Origin of the sequence: Microcella sp. (assembly GCF_019739195.1) — a bacterium.
Taxonomy (GTDB): domain Bacteria; phylum Actinomycetota; class Actinomycetes; order Actinomycetales; family Microbacteriaceae; genus Microcella.
In genome coordinates, this window is sequence record NZ_JAHHDS010000003.1 from 2283231 (window position 1) to 2299663 (window position 16433).

A 16433-nucleotide genomic window follows, 5' to 3' on the forward strand; every position below is an offset into this window, starting at 1 on the left:
CGCCCTGTTCACTGAGGGCGCACCGGGCGCTGTCGACGACCCCCGCCGCACTGTCGCCGCACGCCGGTAGCGTGGGCGCGTGACCACCTTCGACGCCGCGCTGCCGCTCGTCGCTGCGGCGCCCGTGGTGCTCGATGAGGCGCAGCAGCGGGTGGTGGATGCTCGCCGCACGCCCGGCGCGATCGTGCTCGGCGCCCCCGGGTCGGGCAAGACCACGGCGGTGGTCGAGCTCGTGGCTGCCGCGGTGCTTGACGACGGGCTCGACCCGTCGAACGTGCTCGTGCTGACGCCCTCGCGCCGCACGGCGACGCTGCTGCGTGACCGGCTGGCACTGCGGTTGGCCGACTCAGGCAACGACGCGCTCGCGCACCCCGCGCCCGGGGCGCTACCCGGCCCGCTCGCGCGCTCGGTCGCGGCCTATGCCTTCTCGATCGTGACGGCCGCGCACCGGCTCGGCGGCCTCGTCGAGCCTCGCCTGCTGAGCGGAGCCGATCAAGACGCCGACCTGGCCGAGCTGCTCGACCGGTCGTTCGTCGACGAACTGCTCGGCGCTGCTGCGGGCCCTGGTCCGGCCTGGCCCGATCACCTCGGCCCCGAGGTGCGGCGGCTGCCCGCCTTCCGCACCGAGCTGCGCGACGCCATCGCTCGGCTGAGCGAGCACGGCTGGAGCACCGATCAGCTTCGGACGGCCGCGCGCGACCGATCCCGCCCCGAGTGGGCCGCGATCGCCGACTTCGTCGACGAGTACCGGCGCATCCTCGGGTCGTCGCGGCCGGGCCAGCTCGACCCCGCTGAGCTCGTGCGGGCTGCCGTCGGGCTCGTGCGTGACCCCGTAGAAGGCATGCCGCCCGCACCGAGGCTCGTAGTTCTCGACGACGCCCACGACGCGACGCCGAGCGGCTTCGACCTCGTGGCGGCGCTCGCCGCGCAGGGGGCGACGGTCATCGCGCTCGGCGACCCCGACCTGGCGACCAACACCTTCCGCGGCGCCGAGCCCGAGGCGCTCGCGCACCTGCCGGCGCTGCTCGGCTGGCCCGAATCGCGGCCCATCGTGCTGCCGCTCGTGCATCGTCACAGCGCGGCGGTGCGGGGTCTCGCCGCCGACGTGACGCAGCGCATCGGTGCCGCCGCTGCAGGCAAGCAGCGGCGTGCCGTCGCGAGCGAACTGCTGGTCTCTCACGAGAACGGCACCCAGGCCGCGGCGCTCGCCGAGCCCACGGCGGCCGACCCGCGTGCAATCCCGCCCGAGTGGGGCGGCCCGCTCGTCGCGCTCGAAGCGCCCAACCCCACGCGCGAGCGCACTCTCGTGGCCGACCTGCTGCGCGAGCGTCACCTGCTCGACGGCGTGCCCTACGGCCGCATGGCCGTGATCGTGCGCAGCGGAACCATGGTTCCGGGCATCGTGCGCGCGCTCGGCCAGGCCGAGGTGCCGGTGCAGTCGACGGCGGCCGGGCGGCCGCTGCGCGAGCATCCGGCGGCCCGGGCGCTCATTCGCCACGTCGATATCGGGGTCGGGCGTTCGGCCCTCGACGCCGCGGCCGCGACCGAGCTACTGCTCGGCCCGCTCGGCGGGCTCGACCGCGTGAGCCTGCGCCGATTGCGCCGGGCGCTGCGTGCCGAAGAGCTCGCGGGCGAGGGCGACCGCTCGGCCGACGAACTGATCGTGGATGCCCTCACCGCGCCCGACCGACTGGCGACCATCGACCACCGCATCGCCCGCCGCGCGGCGAGACTCGCCCGCACGCTGCAGTCGATCGGCGAGCGGCACGCGGCCGGAGCCACCGTCGACGAGCTGCTCTGGCTCGCGTGGAGCGAGTCGCACGTCGCCGAGGTCTGGCGCCGCGATGCGGCCGGGTTCGGGGTCGCTGCGGCCGAGGCGAACCGTGCGCTCGACGCTGTCGTCGCCCTGTTCACCGCAGCGGCGACGATCGTCGATACGGTGCCCGATGCGACGGTCGAGTCGTTTCTCGCGCGCGTGCTCGACAGCGACGTCGGCGACGACCTGCTCGCGCCGCTGCGCGGGGGTGACGCCGTTCTGGTGGCGACTCCGTCGGCGGTGGCGGGGCTCGAGGCCGATGTCGTCGTCATCGCGGGCCTCACCGAGGGGGTGTGGCCCAACACGCGCATGCGCGGCTCGCTTCTCGGGGCTCCGCTCATCAGCAGAGTCGCGCGCGGGCTTCCGGTCGACGACCTCGACGAGCGGCGCCTCGTGCTCGACGACGAGCTGCGCATGTTCGCCCTCGCGGCGACGCGCGCGCGGCGGCAGCTCGTCGTGACGGCGACGGCGGGCGATGACGATCAGCCGAGCGCGCTTTTCGCGCTCGTGCGCGAGCATGCGCGGCGCGAGCGGGCGCAGTGCCTGGGTTTCGACACTGTCGCAGGTGACGAGAGCATCGCCGCACTCGACGCGGCCATCGCGGCCTCGGGCGCACGGCCGGTGCGAGCTCGGTCGCTGCGTCGACTCGTCGGGCGCCTGCGGCGCGAGCTCGTCGACGACGGCCGACTCGCGCGCGACGGCGACCGTGCCGAGGCTGCGCTCGCGCTCTCCCGCCTCGCTGCCGAGCGCGTGCCCGGGGCGAACCCGTCGTCGTGGTGGGGGCTGCTCGCGCCGAGCACCGACGCCGAGTTGTTCGCGGGCGACGAGACCGTGAGCCTCTCGCCGTCGAAGCTCGAGGCGATCGAGAAGTCGCCCCTCGACTGGTTTCTCGACCGCGTCGCTCCGAGTGAGACGAGCCCCGCGATGGGCATCGGCACGATCGTGCACTGGGCCATGGAGACCGCGACCGAGCCTGCGGTCGACGCCATCTGGGCGGCGATCGAGAGCCGCTGGAACGAACTCGTCTTCGAGTCGCCGTGGCTCGCCGAGCAGCAGCGCCGGCTCGCTCGTCGCTACGCCCTCGGTGTTGCGGCCTACCTGCGCGACGCCGAGGCCGAGTCGCGCGGGCTCGTCGCGGCCGAGCAGAGGTTCGAGGTGACGGTCGATCGTGCCCGCGTGAGCGGCATCGTCGACCGGCTCGAGGTCGACGGCGGCGGCGGTGTGCGCATCATCGACCTCAAGACCGGCAAGCCCCTGACCAAGCAGAGCGAGATCGACGAGCATGCGCAACTCGGCGCGTACCAGCTGGCCTATGCCGACGGAGCCTTCGACGAGGTGCTCGACGAGGTGCTGGAGGGGCTGCCGCACCACCCGGGCGGTGCTCGCCTGCTCTACGTGCGCGAGGGCAAGGGCAGCGACGATTATCGCGAGGCCGTGCAAGAGCCGCTCGATGACGAGCAGCTCGACGGGTTTCGCGAGCGGCTGCGCCAAGCCGTCGAGGCCATCGCGGTCGCGCAGCTCACGGGCGTGCGCACGATCGACCGGTTCGATTTCGCGCTGGGCGCGCACCGCATCCACCGCGTAGGGCCGGTGACGGGCGATGAGTGAGTCGAACCGCCGCGCGTTCAGCGCCGTAGAGATCGCCGAGAAGCTCGGCCAACATCGGCCGACCGATGAGCAGCGCGCCATCATCGAAGCGCCCCTCGGCCCGGCGCTCGTCGTCGCCGGAGCCGGCTCAGGCAAGACCGAGACCATGGCCGCGCGGGTGCTGTGGCTCGTCGCGAACGGGCACGTCGCGCCCGACGAGGTGCTCGGCCTCACGTTCACGCGCAAGGCGGCGGGCGAGCTCGCGGCGCGCATTCGCGAGCGCCTCGTGCAGCTGGGCGCGTCGGGCCTGTTGGGTGCGCCCTTTTCTCCGAGGTCGACGGATGCGGCTGGTGCCGCCGAGGTCTCGAGCGCCTCCCGCGCGCTCGTCGACGCGTTCACGCAGCCGACCGTCGCGACCTACAACTCGTTCGCCTCGAGCCTCTACCGCGACCACGCCGTGCTCATCGGCCGCGACCCCGACGGAGTGCTGTTGCGCGAGGCGAGCGCCTGGCAGCTTGCGCGCGAGCTCGTCACGACCGCCCGTGACGATCGGCTCGCCGAGCTCGACCTCAGCGTCGACAAGATCACCCAGTCGGTGCTGCAGCTCGCGCACGCCGTCGCCGAGCACGACGCCGACATCGCCGACGTGCGTCGTGTCATCACCGACTTTCTGCAGGTCGCCGATCTGCCGCTCGGCGACCGGTACCCGCGCCAATCCGCGTTCGATGCGCTCATGAAGCTCGGTGCGACTCTGCCGATCGTCGACCTCGTCGAGCAACTGCAGCAGGTGAAGCACCGCGACGGCTATGTCGAGTTCGCCGACCAGGTGAGCCTCGCCCTGTCGATCGTGCGGCGTCATGCCTCGGTCGCCGAGCAACTGCGCGAACGGTACCGCGTCGTGCTGCTCGACGAGTACCAAGACACCAACGTGGCGCAGACCTGGCTGCTCGCCGAGCTCTTCGGTGGCACGCCCGTCATGGCGGTCGGCGACCCGCACCAGTCGATCTACGGCTGGCGCGGGGCGAGCGCCTCAAACCTCGACGACTTCGCCGCGCGCTTCACGGGCACCGATGGCGAGCCCGTCGGCCGCTACTCGCTGAGCACCTCGTGGCGCAACGGCACCGTGATTCTGCAGGCCGCGAACGTCATCGTCGAGCCGATTGCGGCGCGCGCAAACCAGCAGAGTGAGCCCCTCAATGCGCGCGGTGTCGCCGTCGAGACCTTGCGGCCGTCGCCGGTCGCGAGCTCCGAACCGATCGACGTCGCCTTCGAGGAGACGCTGCACGACGAGGCGCGGGTCGTCGCGGCCTGGCTCGCCGAGCGGGTGGCCGAGCCGCCGCTCGGCGCGAAGCCCGGAGCGGTCGACGCCGAGGGCCGCCCGCTGCGCGCGAGCGCCGCCCTGCTCATGCGCAACCGCGCGACTCAGCCCGTCTTCCTCGCCGCCCTGCGCGAGGCGAAGGTGCCCGTGCACGTGCTCGGCATCGGCGGTCTGCTCGAGCAGCCCGAGATCGCCGACCTCGTGAGTGCGCTCGCGGTCATCGACGACCCCGCTGCCGGCACCGAGCTCGTGCGCCTGCTCGCCGGCCCGCGCTGGCGCATCGGGGTCGCCGACCTGCACGCCCTCAGCCGCATCGCCTCGTGGCTGCGCGACCGCGACCTGGCGCAACGCGCTTTCAGCGACGAGGTGAAGGCGCGACTGCGCGCATCCGTCGCCCGCACCGACGGTGTCTCGCTCGTCGATGCGCTCGACTTCGTGGCGACGGCCTCAGACGGTCACTCGCAGCTGGCCGCGTTGAGCCCGGCCGGCCTCGAGAGGCTGCAGAATGCTGGCCGCCTGTTCGCCACCCTGCGCACCCGCACGGCGCTCGATCTGCCCGACCTGGTGCTCACGGTCGAGCACGAGCTCATGCTCGACATCGAGGTCGCGGCGAACCCGTCGCGCACGATGGGCGAGGCCCCGCGCGAGGCCTTCTTTGAGGCGCTCGACGGCTACCTCGCACTCGCCGACCACGCGACCCTCGGGGGTTTTCTCGGCTGGCTGCGCGAGGCCGAGTGGCGCGATAACCTCTCGCCCCGTTCTGAAGACCCCGAGCCCGGAACCGTGCAGGTGCTCACGATCCACGGCTCGAAGGGCCTCGAGTGGGATCACGTTGTCGTGCCGCGCCTCGTCGTCGACGAGTTGCCGAGCAAGCCCCGCGATGGCACGACCGGCTGGCTCAAGCTCGGGGTGCTGCCCTACGAGTTGCGCGGCGATGCCGCAGAGCTGCCCGTCTTCGCGTGGCGCGGGGCCGAGACGCGCAAAGAGCTGCTGCAGCGCCGTGAGGTGTTCAGCGAGGAGGTCGGCGCGCACCTCGAGCGCGAAGAGCGCCGGCTCGCGTACGTCGCGGTCACGCGCGCTCGGCACAGACTGCTGTTGACGGGGTCGTGGTGGGCGGGGCAGAAGAGCTCTCGCGGGCCGAGCCCGTTCCTGCTGCCGCTCGAGGAGCGCGGCCTCATCGGCGTGCTGCCCGACCAGCCGCAGAACGCCGACAACCCAATCGTCGACGACGACAGCGACGACCCCTGGTGGCCGGTCGATCCTTTCGGCGCCCGCCGTGCGAGCGTGGTCGCCGCGGCTGAGCGGGTGCGGGCCGCCGACCCGTCGGTGCGGGGGGATGATCGCCGCGGCTGGCAGCGCGAGATCGACCTGCTGCTGGCCGAACGTGCGGAGCGCCTCGCGGCCACCGGTCGCGTCACGGTGCCGTTGCGCGTGCCCGCCTCGTCGTTCAAAGACTTCATCACCGAGCCGGCCGAGGTCGCCGAGCGGTTGCGGCGCCCGATGCCGCAGCGGCCGTTTCGGGCGACCCGCCTCGGCACGGTGTTTCACCGTTGGGTCGAGCAGCGCTACGGCGTGGGGGCGCAGCCCGACGCGGTGGATGGCTTCGACGCCGAGTTCGACCTCGCGACCGACGGCATCGACCCGCAGGCGCTCGACGTGCTGCAGGCGACGTTCGAGCGGTCGGAGTGGGCGGCGCGCACGCCCGTCGACGTCGAACGCGAGCTGCATCTGCCGTTCGACGGGCGCATTCTCGTGTGCAAGCTCGACGCCGTCTACTCGACCGACCCCGACTTCGATCCCGTGCGCGACCGCGGGTCGGGCCGAGCGCCGCACAGCGTCGAAATCGTCGACTGGAAGACGGGCAAGGCGCCGCGCGACGACGCCGACCGCGCGGCGAAAGAGCTGCAGCTCGCGCTCTATCGTGTCGCCTACGCGCGTTGGGCGGGCCTGCCTCTCGACGCCGTGACGGCCGCCTTCTACTTTGTCGCCGACGACGCCGTGCTGCGCCCGCCGTCGCTGCCCGACGAGGCCGAACTGCGCACCTTCTGGCGCGCCGCCGTCGGCTGACCCCGCCCGCGCCTGCACTCTGCGCCGCCGCCGCCGCCGCTCCCAGCCCCGCCGCTCCCAGCCCCGCCGCGCAGCCCCGCCGCGCCGCCCCACCGCGCCGCCGCGCCGCGCCGACGCGCCGACTCTCGACCGCGCCCGCAACCTGCGGCACCCTTGCCAGTCCGCAACGCGGGGCGTCGGTTGTTCTGCTCAGGCAATGTGCCTCGCGCGGCAAGTGCCGCGAGCGGCACATAGCTTCAGCGGATCCTCCCGCCTCAACCCTTACTGATTCCGACACTTCGTACGCCACGTTGCGTACGAAGTGTCGCAAGAAGTGAGATGCGGGAGGAGGGCACCGACCTAGGCGGGCGGAGCGCTGGTCGTCGATCCCGGCGGGCGGAGCGGTAGCCGCAGCGCGAGAGTGCCGAGCTAGAGGGCAGCGGGGGCTGCGAAGCGCGCGCGGTACGCCTGCACGGCACTGCGCATGCCGATGCCGCAGACGCCGACGAGATCGTCGCCACGGTAGAACTCCACGACGCATTCGTCGTCGGGCGACCCGGCGACGAGCTCGCTGCGGTCGGCCAAGTACGTCATGCCGAAGGCGAGCAGGTGGGCGTCGTACTGGTCGCTCCAAAACGAGGGCAGCGGCGCGAACCCGGCCGAGGCCAGTGTCTCGCAGTCGTCGCCCGCGTAGTGCGCGGCAATGAGTTGCCCCGCGCGTTTGCCGGTCTCGGTCGGCAAGTTCCAGTGCTCGACGCGACGGGCGACGTCATCGAACAGAGGGTTGGGGTAGCGCGCCACGTCGCCGACCGCGAACACGTCAGGGTGCACGACGCCGTCGACTCCGACCGCACGCAGTCCGCCATCGACGAGAACTCCGTCAGCAACATCGAGCCCCGACGACGCCAGCCACTCGGTATTGGGGTCGCTGCCGACCGCGACGACGAGCACGTCGCACTCGAGCATGACGCCGCTTGTGAGAATTACGCGCTCGACAGCAGGGTCGCCCACCAGCCCGAACAGCGACTCGCCCGTGAAGAAGCGCACTCCGTGGCTCTCGTGCCGACGGCGCAACTCAGCGCCGAGGTGCACTCCGATCGCGCGCTGCAACGGCACGGCGCTCTGCGTCACGACCGACACCGTCGCGCCGTTCTTCGCAGCCGTCGCCGCGATCTCGCAGCCGACGAACCCCGACCCCAGAATCACCACGTTCGCGCCGGGCCGCAGCACCTCGCGCAGCGCGACCGCGTCGTCGAGCGTGCGCAGCACGTGGATGCCGCCTAGCCCGTGATCGTCGATCGGCAGCGGCTTGGGTCGCAGGCCTGTGGCGATCACGAGCGCGCTGTACGGATGCTCGTCTCCGGCATCATCGACGACCACCTTGCGCGCGGTGTCGAGCGAGACGGCCGAGCGTCCGAGCACCCACGTCACGCCCTCTTCGAGCGCTGAGCGGATCGGGAAGGCCACATCAGCGTGACCCTGCCCCTCGGTCTGTAGTAGTTCTTTCGACAGCGGAGGGCGGTTGTACGGCGCATGCGCCTCAGCACCGAGGAACGTGATCGGCCCCGTGTAGCCGGCGCGGCGAGCGCCCTCGGCCGTGCGGAGGCCCGCCATGGAGGCTCCGACGATCAGCAGCGGAGCATCCGTCGCCTCGCCCGCATCGTGCGCCGACGGCGCGACGGCGGCGCTGTCAGCCATGCGCGATCACGCCTTGGTGATGAGAATCGCCTGCATGGGGCAGACGTCGGCCGCGGCCTCGAGGTCGGCGAGCATCTCGTCGGGAGCCTCGGCCTGGTACTCGAGCTTGTCGTCGGCATTCAGCTGAAACACCTCGGGGGCCTCGAACACGCACTGGCCGTAGTGCTGGCACTTGTCCATGTCGACGTCGATCTTGATCATTCCGATTCCTTCTCTTCGATACGTGACGGGTACAGGTCTTTTGACGGGGTGCGGATTCCTCGATACTCCCAGTCGCCGCCCATCGCCGTCGAGACGACCTCTTCGCTCGACGTGGGCTGCGCGCCGACGTCGGCGCGAATCGGAGTCGGGCCCTCGACGATCGTGTTCGTGAGGCGACCGAGGCCGTCGACCTCGACCTCGACGACATCGCCGGGCTCAACAGGCCGCGAGTTCGCGGGCGTGCCCGAGAAGATCATGTCGCCGGGCACGAGCGTGATCGTGCGGGCGAGGTCGGCCACGAGGTAGTGCATGTCCCACTCCATCGTGTCGGTCGCGTCTTCTTGCACGACCTTCCCGTTGACGAGGGTGCGGATCGTCTTGCCCCGGAAGTCCCAATCGGTGACGAGGCCCGGCCCCACGGGCGCGAGCGTGTCGCTGCCCTTAACGCGCAGCATCGAGCCAGCATCCGTATCGCGAAAATCGTGCAGGCCGTAGTCGTTGCCCACCGAATAGCCGGCGATGTAGTCGCCCGCCTCGGCCGGCGAGACGTTGCGGCACGTGCGGCCGATGACGATGACGATCTCGCCCTCGTAGTTAAGCCACTTGAGCCCCGCGGGCCGCACGACCGAGCCCTTGTGGCTGTTGAGCGCCGTGATCGGCTTGTGAAAGTAGGTCGGCGCGGGAGGCAGCTTCGTCATGAACTCATCGCTGCGGCTCGGGTAGTTCAAGTGCACGGCGATGATCTTGGTCGGCTCGGTGGGCGGCAGGTGCACAGCCTCGTCGATACCGACCACGCGGCCGTCGGATGCTCGCAGCTCGTCGCCGTGCCGCTCGACCTGCACGGCCACCCCGTCGAGCAGAATGCGCCGGTACTCGGTCATGCGGCACTCCCACGCGTGGCGGCGACGTCACCGGTCGGGTCGTCGCGCGAGAGGGTGACGTCTTTCGGCAGCGGGAAGCCGCCCTCGGGCTCGGGGAAGTAGATGTGCACCTGGCCCGTGCCGATCGAGTTCTCGTACTCCGAGTACATGACGCCCTTCGCGGTGTTGGCCTCTTCGCCCGTCGCGCCTGCCATCTGCAGCCAGTGGCTGAAGTTGGCCTCGGGCTTGTATTGCTTGAACTCGGGCATCGTCTCGAGGATGCGCTTGTGGTCGCCCTGCTTCATCCACTCGACGCGCTCGAGGTCGGCCTGCAGTGCGCCCTCGCTGTAGATGTGGCTCGGGTCGCTCGCCTCGTGCTTGCGCAGGTCGCGCAGCTTGTAGAACGTGTGCGAGAGGGCGCCCGAGGCGAGCAGCAGCACCTTGCGGTCGCTGTCGCGAATGGCCTCGCCGAGGGCGCGGCCTGCGCGCACGAAGTCGTCGGTCTGCGCCGTCTGGCAGACCGAGAGGCTCACCCAGCGCTTGTCGAGACCGCGGCCGAGGTAGTGCCACAGGTTGACCGTGGCGTAGAAGATGGGCAGATGGGGGTCGCTGATGGGCGTGACCCAGGTGCCGTTCTTCTCGTCGTAGTTCGCCACGGCGTTCGCGAGTTCGGGGTCACCTTTGAACGCGTAGGGAATCTGCGACATCCCTCGCGGCAGTTCCTCGCTCGTGAAGAGCCCGCTGCGTTCTGCCTGCGCGCTGATGACGAACTCGACCGTTGTGGCCCAGTGCGAGTCGAGCACGACGACGGTGTCGTAGTCGAGTACTTCCATAACTTCGGAGCGGAAGCGCTTCAGGCCGGGAACAAGGGTGATCTCCTTGCCGCCGTTGATGTCGTACCGCACGTCTTGCGGCAGCATGATGGTGGGCACGTGCGCGAGAATCGCGGCGCCGACGACCTTTCCCATGACTTACTCCTTCCACCCTGAGGGTGCGTAGACGGTGTTCTTGACGTCGGCGTAGAAGTCGAACGACCACACGCCTCCTTCGCGGCCGATGCCGCTCTTCTTGCTGCCTCCGAAGGGCGCGGCGAGATCGCGCACGAAGAAGCAGTTGACCCAGATGGTGCCGGCGACGAGATTCTTCGTCAGTCGCTCGGCGCGGTCGCGGTCGCCGCAGACGACGACGGCGGCGAGGCCGTATTCGGTCGCGTTGGCGACCTCGACGGCCTCTTCGTCGCTCGAGAAGGTCTGCATGGTGAGCACGGGCCCGAAGACCTCGGCGGTGAGAATCTCGCTACCGGGCTTCGCGTTCATGAGCAGGGTGGGCCTGAAGTAGAGCCCGCCGAGCTCGTCGTTGGGCCCGCCGCCGATAACGACGCGCGCCCCGTCGGCCTTGGCGCGCTCGACGAAGCCGGCCACGCGGTCGATGTGCACGCGGTGAATCTGCGGGCCGATCTGCGTCGCCTCATCGCGCGGGTCGCCCTGCACGAGCTGGGCGGCCTTCTCGGCGAAGCGGGCGGCGAACGCTTCGGCAATGTCTTCGTGCACGAGCAGCCGCGTGCCCGAGAGGCACACCTGCCCGGCGTTGTCGTACTGCTCGACCGCGATCTCGACGGCGAGGGCGAGGTCGGCGTCGTCGGTGACGATGAGCGGGCTCTTGCCGCCGAGCTCGAAGCTCACCGGCGTCAGGTTCTCGGCGGCGGCGCGCGCGATCGTCTTCGCGGTCGGCACCGAACCGGTGAACGCGATGCGGGCGATACCGGGATGCGCGACGAGGGCCGCACCCGCTTCGGCACCGAAGCCCTGCACGACGTTGAAGACTCCGGTGGGCATCCCAGCCTGCTCGCACAGGTCGGCGAAGTAGCTCGCGCTCAGGGGCGTCCACTCGGCGGGCTTGAGCACGACGGTGTCGCCGGCGGCGAGGGCCGGACCAATGCGCCAGGTGGCGAGCATGAGCGGAGCGTTCCAGGGCGTGATGATCGCTGCGACGCCGCTCGGGTCCCAGCTGACGACGTTGTCGTGGCCGCGGGTCTGCCAGACCGGGTGGCTGAGCTCGTTGAGTGCCCAGTCGGCGAAGAAGCGGATGTTCATGGCCACGCGCGGCATGACCCCGCGGCGGTGGCTGCGCAGCAGCGAGCCGTTGTCGAGGGTCTCGAGCTGAGCGAGCTGCTCGACGTTGGCCTCGACGAGGTCAGCGAGGCGGTGCAAGATCTCGCCGCGACCAGTGGGGCCGAGGTCGCGCCAGGCGGGGAAGGCCCGCTGCGCCGCGGCGACAGCTGCATCCGCCTCGGTCTGACCGCCGCGCGCGACGTGCGCGATGACGGCACCGTCGATGGGCGACACGCTCTCGAACTGCTCGGCGCTCGCGACGCGCTCGCCACCGATGTAGTGCCGCGTGTCGACGGTCAGTCCGGCCAGTTCGACCTGATGTTCTGCTGTCTGCACGCGGGCGGCTCCCTTGCTGTCGCGATTCGTTCGGGCACGAACGTTTCCGAGGAGTCTAGCCGAGCGCGGCCGTCGCGCAAGAGGAAGGCGCTACCGCTGACCTTCGGTGACGAGCGTGACGGCCCGCAGCATCTCGGCGAGTTCGCGGCGGCGCTCGGGGTCGATCGTGCTCGAGATGGTCTGCTCGTGGCTGTTGAAGGTCGGGAAGAGTGTGGTCATGAGGGTGCGGCCCGCGGGCGTCATGGTGACGTTGACCAGTCGCCCGTCGCGCTCGCTGCGCTCGCGCACGAGGTAGCCCTTCGCCTCGAGCGTGCCGAGCACCCCCGTGAGCGTCGCTTTCGAGAAGCCGCCCTCTTCGGCGATCTGGCGGGTCTCGATGGGCTCCCAGATCCACGTGACCCAGAGCACGACGAAGGCTGTCCATGAGAGGCCGCTCTCGGCGAGCACGCTGCGCTCGAGGTAGTTGCGCGTGGCGTTCGCGGCGCGGAACAGGTTCGACACCACCGCCATCGCCTCGAAGTCGAGGGGCAGGGTGCCGAGCTTCGTGACGACCTGCTCTTCTGTCTCGGCGAGCGTGTGTGCGCTGGGCATCGAAACCTCCTGCGCTCATTATCACCGGCGCGGCTCGACGTGGGCGTCACGCCGCGTCGGTGGCGGGTACTGAATGCCGCGCAATCGCGCGACTCCACCTCAGGACTCGACGTGCGCGCCGAAGTTCGTTAGCATCCGAACAAATCGCTTCCTACGAAAGCAGGCGCTCATGTCGACCACGACTGATCTCACTCTCGCCGACCTCGATCTGTTCGCGAACGGAGCGCCCTGGGGCGTGTTCGACGAGCTGCGCGCGACCCCCGGCCTGCACTACTCGACCGAAGAGGCGCCCAACAGCGGCTTCTGGTCGGCGACGCGGTACCACGACATCGTGCGCATCTTGCGCGACACCGAGACCTTCACGTCGACCAAGTTCACGAACCTCGAAGAGGTCGACCCCGAGCTGCAAGACCAGCGCCGGTCGCTGCTCGAGACCGACGGGCTGCGCCACCGCGCGCTGCGCCGCATGCTGCAGGGCGAGTTCACGCCGCAGGCGGTCGCGAAGTACGAGACGTTCTTGCGCGGCATCACCGCCAAGACCGTGGATGCTGCGCTCGCGAAGAAAGAGTTCGATTTCGTCGACGAGGTGAGCGCCGACTTCCCGATTCGGGTGCTCGCGCGACTGCTCGGCGTACCCGACAGTGACACGGGCCAGCTCATCGAGTGGGGCAACCGCATGGTCGGCAACACTGACCCCGAGCACGCCGACGTGCTCATCGGCTCGGCCGACAGCGATGAGTACCGGCACGTGCCGTTCCGCTCGCCTGCGGCGATCGAGGTCTACGAGTACGGCCGGCACCTCGCCGCCGAGAGGCGCGGTAAGGGCGGCACCGACCTGATCACGCTGCTCGCCGACGGCGTGCCGAGTGACGGGGTGCCGCTCAGCGAGCACGAGTTCAACACCAACTTCTTGCTGCTGGTCGTGGCGGGCAACGAGACCACGCGGCACACGATCACGCATTCGATGAGCAACCTGCTCAACAACCCCGACCAGATGGCCTTGCTCAAGAACGACCCCTCGCTCATTCCGTGGGCGGTCGAAGAGTTCTTGCGGTTCGCTTCGCCGGTGTACCACTTCCGCCGCACGGTCACGCGCGACACGGAGTTCTCTGACACCCAGCTCAGCGAGGGCGAGAAGCTCGTGGTCTGGTTCGCTTCGGGCAACCGCGACGACACGATCTTCGACGACCCCTACCGCTTCGATGTCACGCGCAACCCGAACGAGCACATGTCGTTCGGTCGCGGCGGCCCGCACATGTGCCTCGGCAACGCGCTCGCCCGCATCGAGCTGCGCATCATGTTCGAAGAGCTGCTGTCGCGCGACGTGACCCTCGAGCGCACCGGCGACATCGACTACCTGCGCAGCAACTTCGTGCACGGCATCAAGCGCATGCCCGTGCGCGTCGCCTAGCCCCGCGCCGCGCGCCCTTTTCCCCCAGATCTGGGCCAAAAGGGCGCTGAGGCTGCTGGGTTGCGCCGTTTTGCCACCAATCTGGAGGCAGCAGGATGCTCGCAGCACGCCGCGACGTCACGCGAGCATCCCCGCCCCGTCATCCAGATCTGGGCCAGAAGGGCGCTTCGGTTGAACGGTTGCGCCGTTTTGCCCCAGATCTGGGCACCAGAGAGCGCGTAGCGGGCGCGCAGCTGCGCGCGCTTAGCGGGGGAGCAACCCCGCGACGTCTGTCAGAAAAGCGTCGACGAGCGCGTGGGTGCGATCGCGGGCGGCGTCGGCGGTCGCGACCGTCTGCGCCATCATGACGTCAGGGTCGAGCCCGTCGTCGCGAATCTTGGATGCTCCGCCCCAGTCGAGCCACCCCTGCAGCCCGGCCGCATCAAGTTCGGGGTGAAACTGCACGGCGAGCGTGCGCTCGATCGTGAACGCCTGCGAGGCGGCGGGGGTGCGCGCGAGCTCGACGGCACCGGGCGGCACGGTCCACCGGTCGTAGTGGAACTGGAACCACGGCCCCTCACCGACGAGCGTTGGCTGGTCACTCCACACCGAGGTCCAGCCGATCTCTGCTCGCGGTGCGGGCGCCACCGAGCCGCCCATGGCGCGCGCGACGAGCTGGCCACCGAAGCAGATGCCCAGCACGGGCATCCCGCTCGAAACTGCGTCACGCAACCACGAGATTTCAGGAAGCAGCCAGCGGCCGATGCAGGCGTCGTCCCACGCGCCCCACGGGGCGCCGAGCGGCACGAGCACGTCGTAGTCGGCGGCGGACGGAAAGGCCGTCGCGATGTTCGGCGCCTCGAACGACGACTCGGGCACGACCAGATGCGTGTCGATCTCGAAGCCGTGCTGGGCGAATCGCTCGCCAACCGGCCCGAGCGGGCTGACATGATCGTGTTGCACGAACAGAACGCGCATCGGGCCTCCCCATCGAGTGTGCGGGTAGTCTACTATCTCGTTTGAGTCCGAACGATTTTCTTGGACGACCCGCCCAGTGCCACGAAGGAGTCGCACATGAGTCACAGCCTGGCCAACCTGCAGAGCGAACTGCTCGCCGCCGACATCGACGTGCTGCGGGTGATCTACGCCGACATCATCGGCACCGTGCGGTCGAAAGACATGCTGGTGCGCGAGCTCGACAAGGTCAGCCACGGCGGCCCGACGTTCTGCCAGGGCGTGTGGGTCACGACCACCCAGGGCGGCGTGCTCGACGGCGCCGACGTGCTCAGCAACGGGCTCGAAGACTTCATCAGCCAGATCGTTCCCGACGGCTGGCGCGCGCTGCCGTGGGAACCGGGCGTCGCGTACGTCATCGCCGGCGCCAACAATCCGGATGGCCAGCCGAGCCCACTCTCACCGCGCGAGCTGCTCGGCCGCGTCGTCGGCAAGTTCGCCGACCTGGGCTATGTGCCCGTCGTGGGCCCCGAGCTCGAGTTCTACATCGCCGACCGCGATGAGAACGGCGGCTTCAAGCGCGCCCTCGAGGCGACCGGCCGCGTCTACACGTCCGGCGCGACCGTCGACCCCAAGGGCACCTTCTTGCACCTGCTGCGCATGCTCGACCAGATGCGCATCGGTGTCTTCGCGGGCAACCACGAGTTCAGCCCGAGCCAGTACGAGATCAACATCTGGCACGGCGAGGCGCTCGACGCCTGCGACCGCATCTTCATGCTGAAGTCGGGCGTCAAGGACGTCATCGCCCGGCTCGGCCAGGCGGCGACCTTCGCCGGCAAGCCCTGGAGCGACGAGGGCGGCAGCGGCTTTCACCTGCACATGTCGCTCATTGACCCGCAGGGCGAGAACCTCATGCACACCGGCGGCGAACTCAGCGACCTGGCGAAGCACATGATCGCCGGCATCGTGGAGCATGCCCCGGCACTCACGGCCATCTGCAACCCGACCGTCAACGCCTTCAAGCGCCTCGGCCCCGACACCCTCGCGCCCTACCGCGGCAACTGGGGCTACGACAACCGCAGCGCCATGCTGCGCATTCCGCCGGAGCGTGGCCAGGGCACGCGCCTCGAGATGCGCCTCGGCGACGGTGCCGCGAACGCGTATCTCATGACCGCGGCGCTCCTCGCGGCCGGACTCGACGGCATTCAGCGCAAGCTCGAGTGCCCCGACCCCTCGGTGGGCTACGCCTACGAGGACGACCGCTTCGGCATTCTGCCCATGACCCTGGGCGATGCTCTGGATGCCCTCGAAACCGACACCGTCTTGACCGACATCATCGGCGGCGACCTCGTGAAGGTCTTCGCCGTGATGAAGCGCGACGAAATCGAGCGCTACACCGAGGCGGTCGACGACCCCACGACGCGCGACGTCACCGACTGGGAGGTCAAGGAGTACTTCCTCGACTTGTAGTTCAGAAGCTTCAGGCGCTGCGCGAGAAGTAGTCGGCGCGCCGTCCGTTGAAGCG

At 70.0% G+C, this 16433-nt stretch carries 11 protein-coding genes; 4 read left to right on the forward strand and 7 right to left on the reverse strand.

Translation table 11 applies throughout. The features are described 5' to 3' along the window. The first annotated feature begins 79 nt into the window (after positions 1–79). Both KL788_RS12770 and KL788_RS12775 read left to right on the forward strand, forming a co-directional pair. Positions 80–3424, forward strand: coding sequence for a UrvD/REP family ATP-dependent DNA helicase (locus KL788_RS12770; RefSeq protein WP_293172379.1), 3345 nt, complete (start codon positions 80–82; stop codon positions 3422–3424). Continuing rightward, positions 3417–6788: an ATP-dependent DNA helicase gene (locus tag KL788_RS12775; protein ID WP_293172382.1), complete on the forward strand. Its 3372-nt coding sequence runs from the start codon at positions 3417–3419 to the stop codon at positions 6786–6788. Before KL788_RS12770 ends, KL788_RS12775 begins: the two co-directional genes overlap by 8 nt. Positions 6789–7196: 408 nt before the next feature. On the opposite strand, the gene KL788_RS12780 is transcribed toward KL788_RS12775, so the two are convergent. The 6 genes from KL788_RS12780 to KL788_RS12805 form a co-directional block, all read right to left on the reverse strand. Further along, positions 7197–8465, reverse strand: coding sequence for an NAD(P)/FAD-dependent oxidoreductase (locus tag KL788_RS12780; RefSeq protein WP_293172385.1), 1269 nt, complete (start codon positions 8463–8465; stop codon positions 7197–7199). 6 nt (positions 8466–8471) lie between these two features. Further along, positions 8472–8666, reverse strand: coding sequence for a ferredoxin (locus KL788_RS12785; protein ID WP_293172387.1), 195 nt, complete (start codon positions 8664–8666; stop codon positions 8472–8474). Next, positions 8663–9547: a fumarylacetoacetate hydrolase family protein gene (locus KL788_RS12790; protein WP_293172390.1), complete on the reverse strand. Its 885-nt coding sequence runs from the start codon at positions 9545–9547 to the stop codon at positions 8663–8665. The genes KL788_RS12785 and KL788_RS12790 overlap by 4 nt, the downstream gene beginning before the upstream one ends. Further along, a complete protein-coding gene (locus KL788_RS12795) occupies positions 9544–10494 on the reverse strand; it encodes a catechol 1,2-dioxygenase (protein ID WP_293172393.1) in 951 nt (316 codons plus the stop codon). The genes KL788_RS12790 and KL788_RS12795 overlap by 4 nt, the downstream gene beginning before the upstream one ends. Before the next feature lie 3 nt (positions 10495–10497). Continuing rightward, complete coding sequence (locus tag KL788_RS12800; RefSeq protein WP_293172396.1) at positions 10498–11973, reverse strand: aldehyde dehydrogenase; 1476 nt, start codon at positions 11971–11973, stop codon at positions 10498–10500. 90 nt (positions 11974–12063) lie between these two features. Continuing rightward, a complete protein-coding gene (locus KL788_RS12805) occupies positions 12064–12564 on the reverse strand; it encodes a MarR family winged helix-turn-helix transcriptional regulator (RefSeq protein WP_293172399.1) in 501 nt (166 codons plus the stop codon). A gap of 169 nt (positions 12565–12733) precedes the next feature. Between KL788_RS12805 and KL788_RS12810 the strand changes: the two genes are divergently transcribed. After that, positions 12734–13975, forward strand: coding sequence for a cytochrome P450 (locus tag KL788_RS12810; RefSeq protein ID WP_293172402.1), 1242 nt, complete (start codon positions 12734–12736; stop codon positions 13973–13975). A gap of 243 nt (positions 13976–14218) precedes the next feature. On the opposite strand, the gene KL788_RS12815 is transcribed toward KL788_RS12810, so the two are convergent. After that, the gene (locus KL788_RS12815; RefSeq protein WP_293172405.1) at positions 14219–14932 is read right to left on the reverse strand and encodes a type 1 glutamine amidotransferase; all 714 of its coding nucleotides are present in this window, start codon (positions 14930–14932) and stop codon (positions 14219–14221) included. Positions 14933–15028: 96 nt separating this feature from the next. Here KL788_RS12815 and KL788_RS12820 point away from each other — a divergent pair, with 96 nt between their 5' ends. Further along, positions 15029–16378, forward strand: coding sequence for a glutamine synthetase family protein (locus KL788_RS12820; protein ID WP_293172408.1), 1350 nt, complete (start codon positions 15029–15031; stop codon positions 16376–16378). Positions 16379–16433 lie beyond the last annotated feature (55 nt).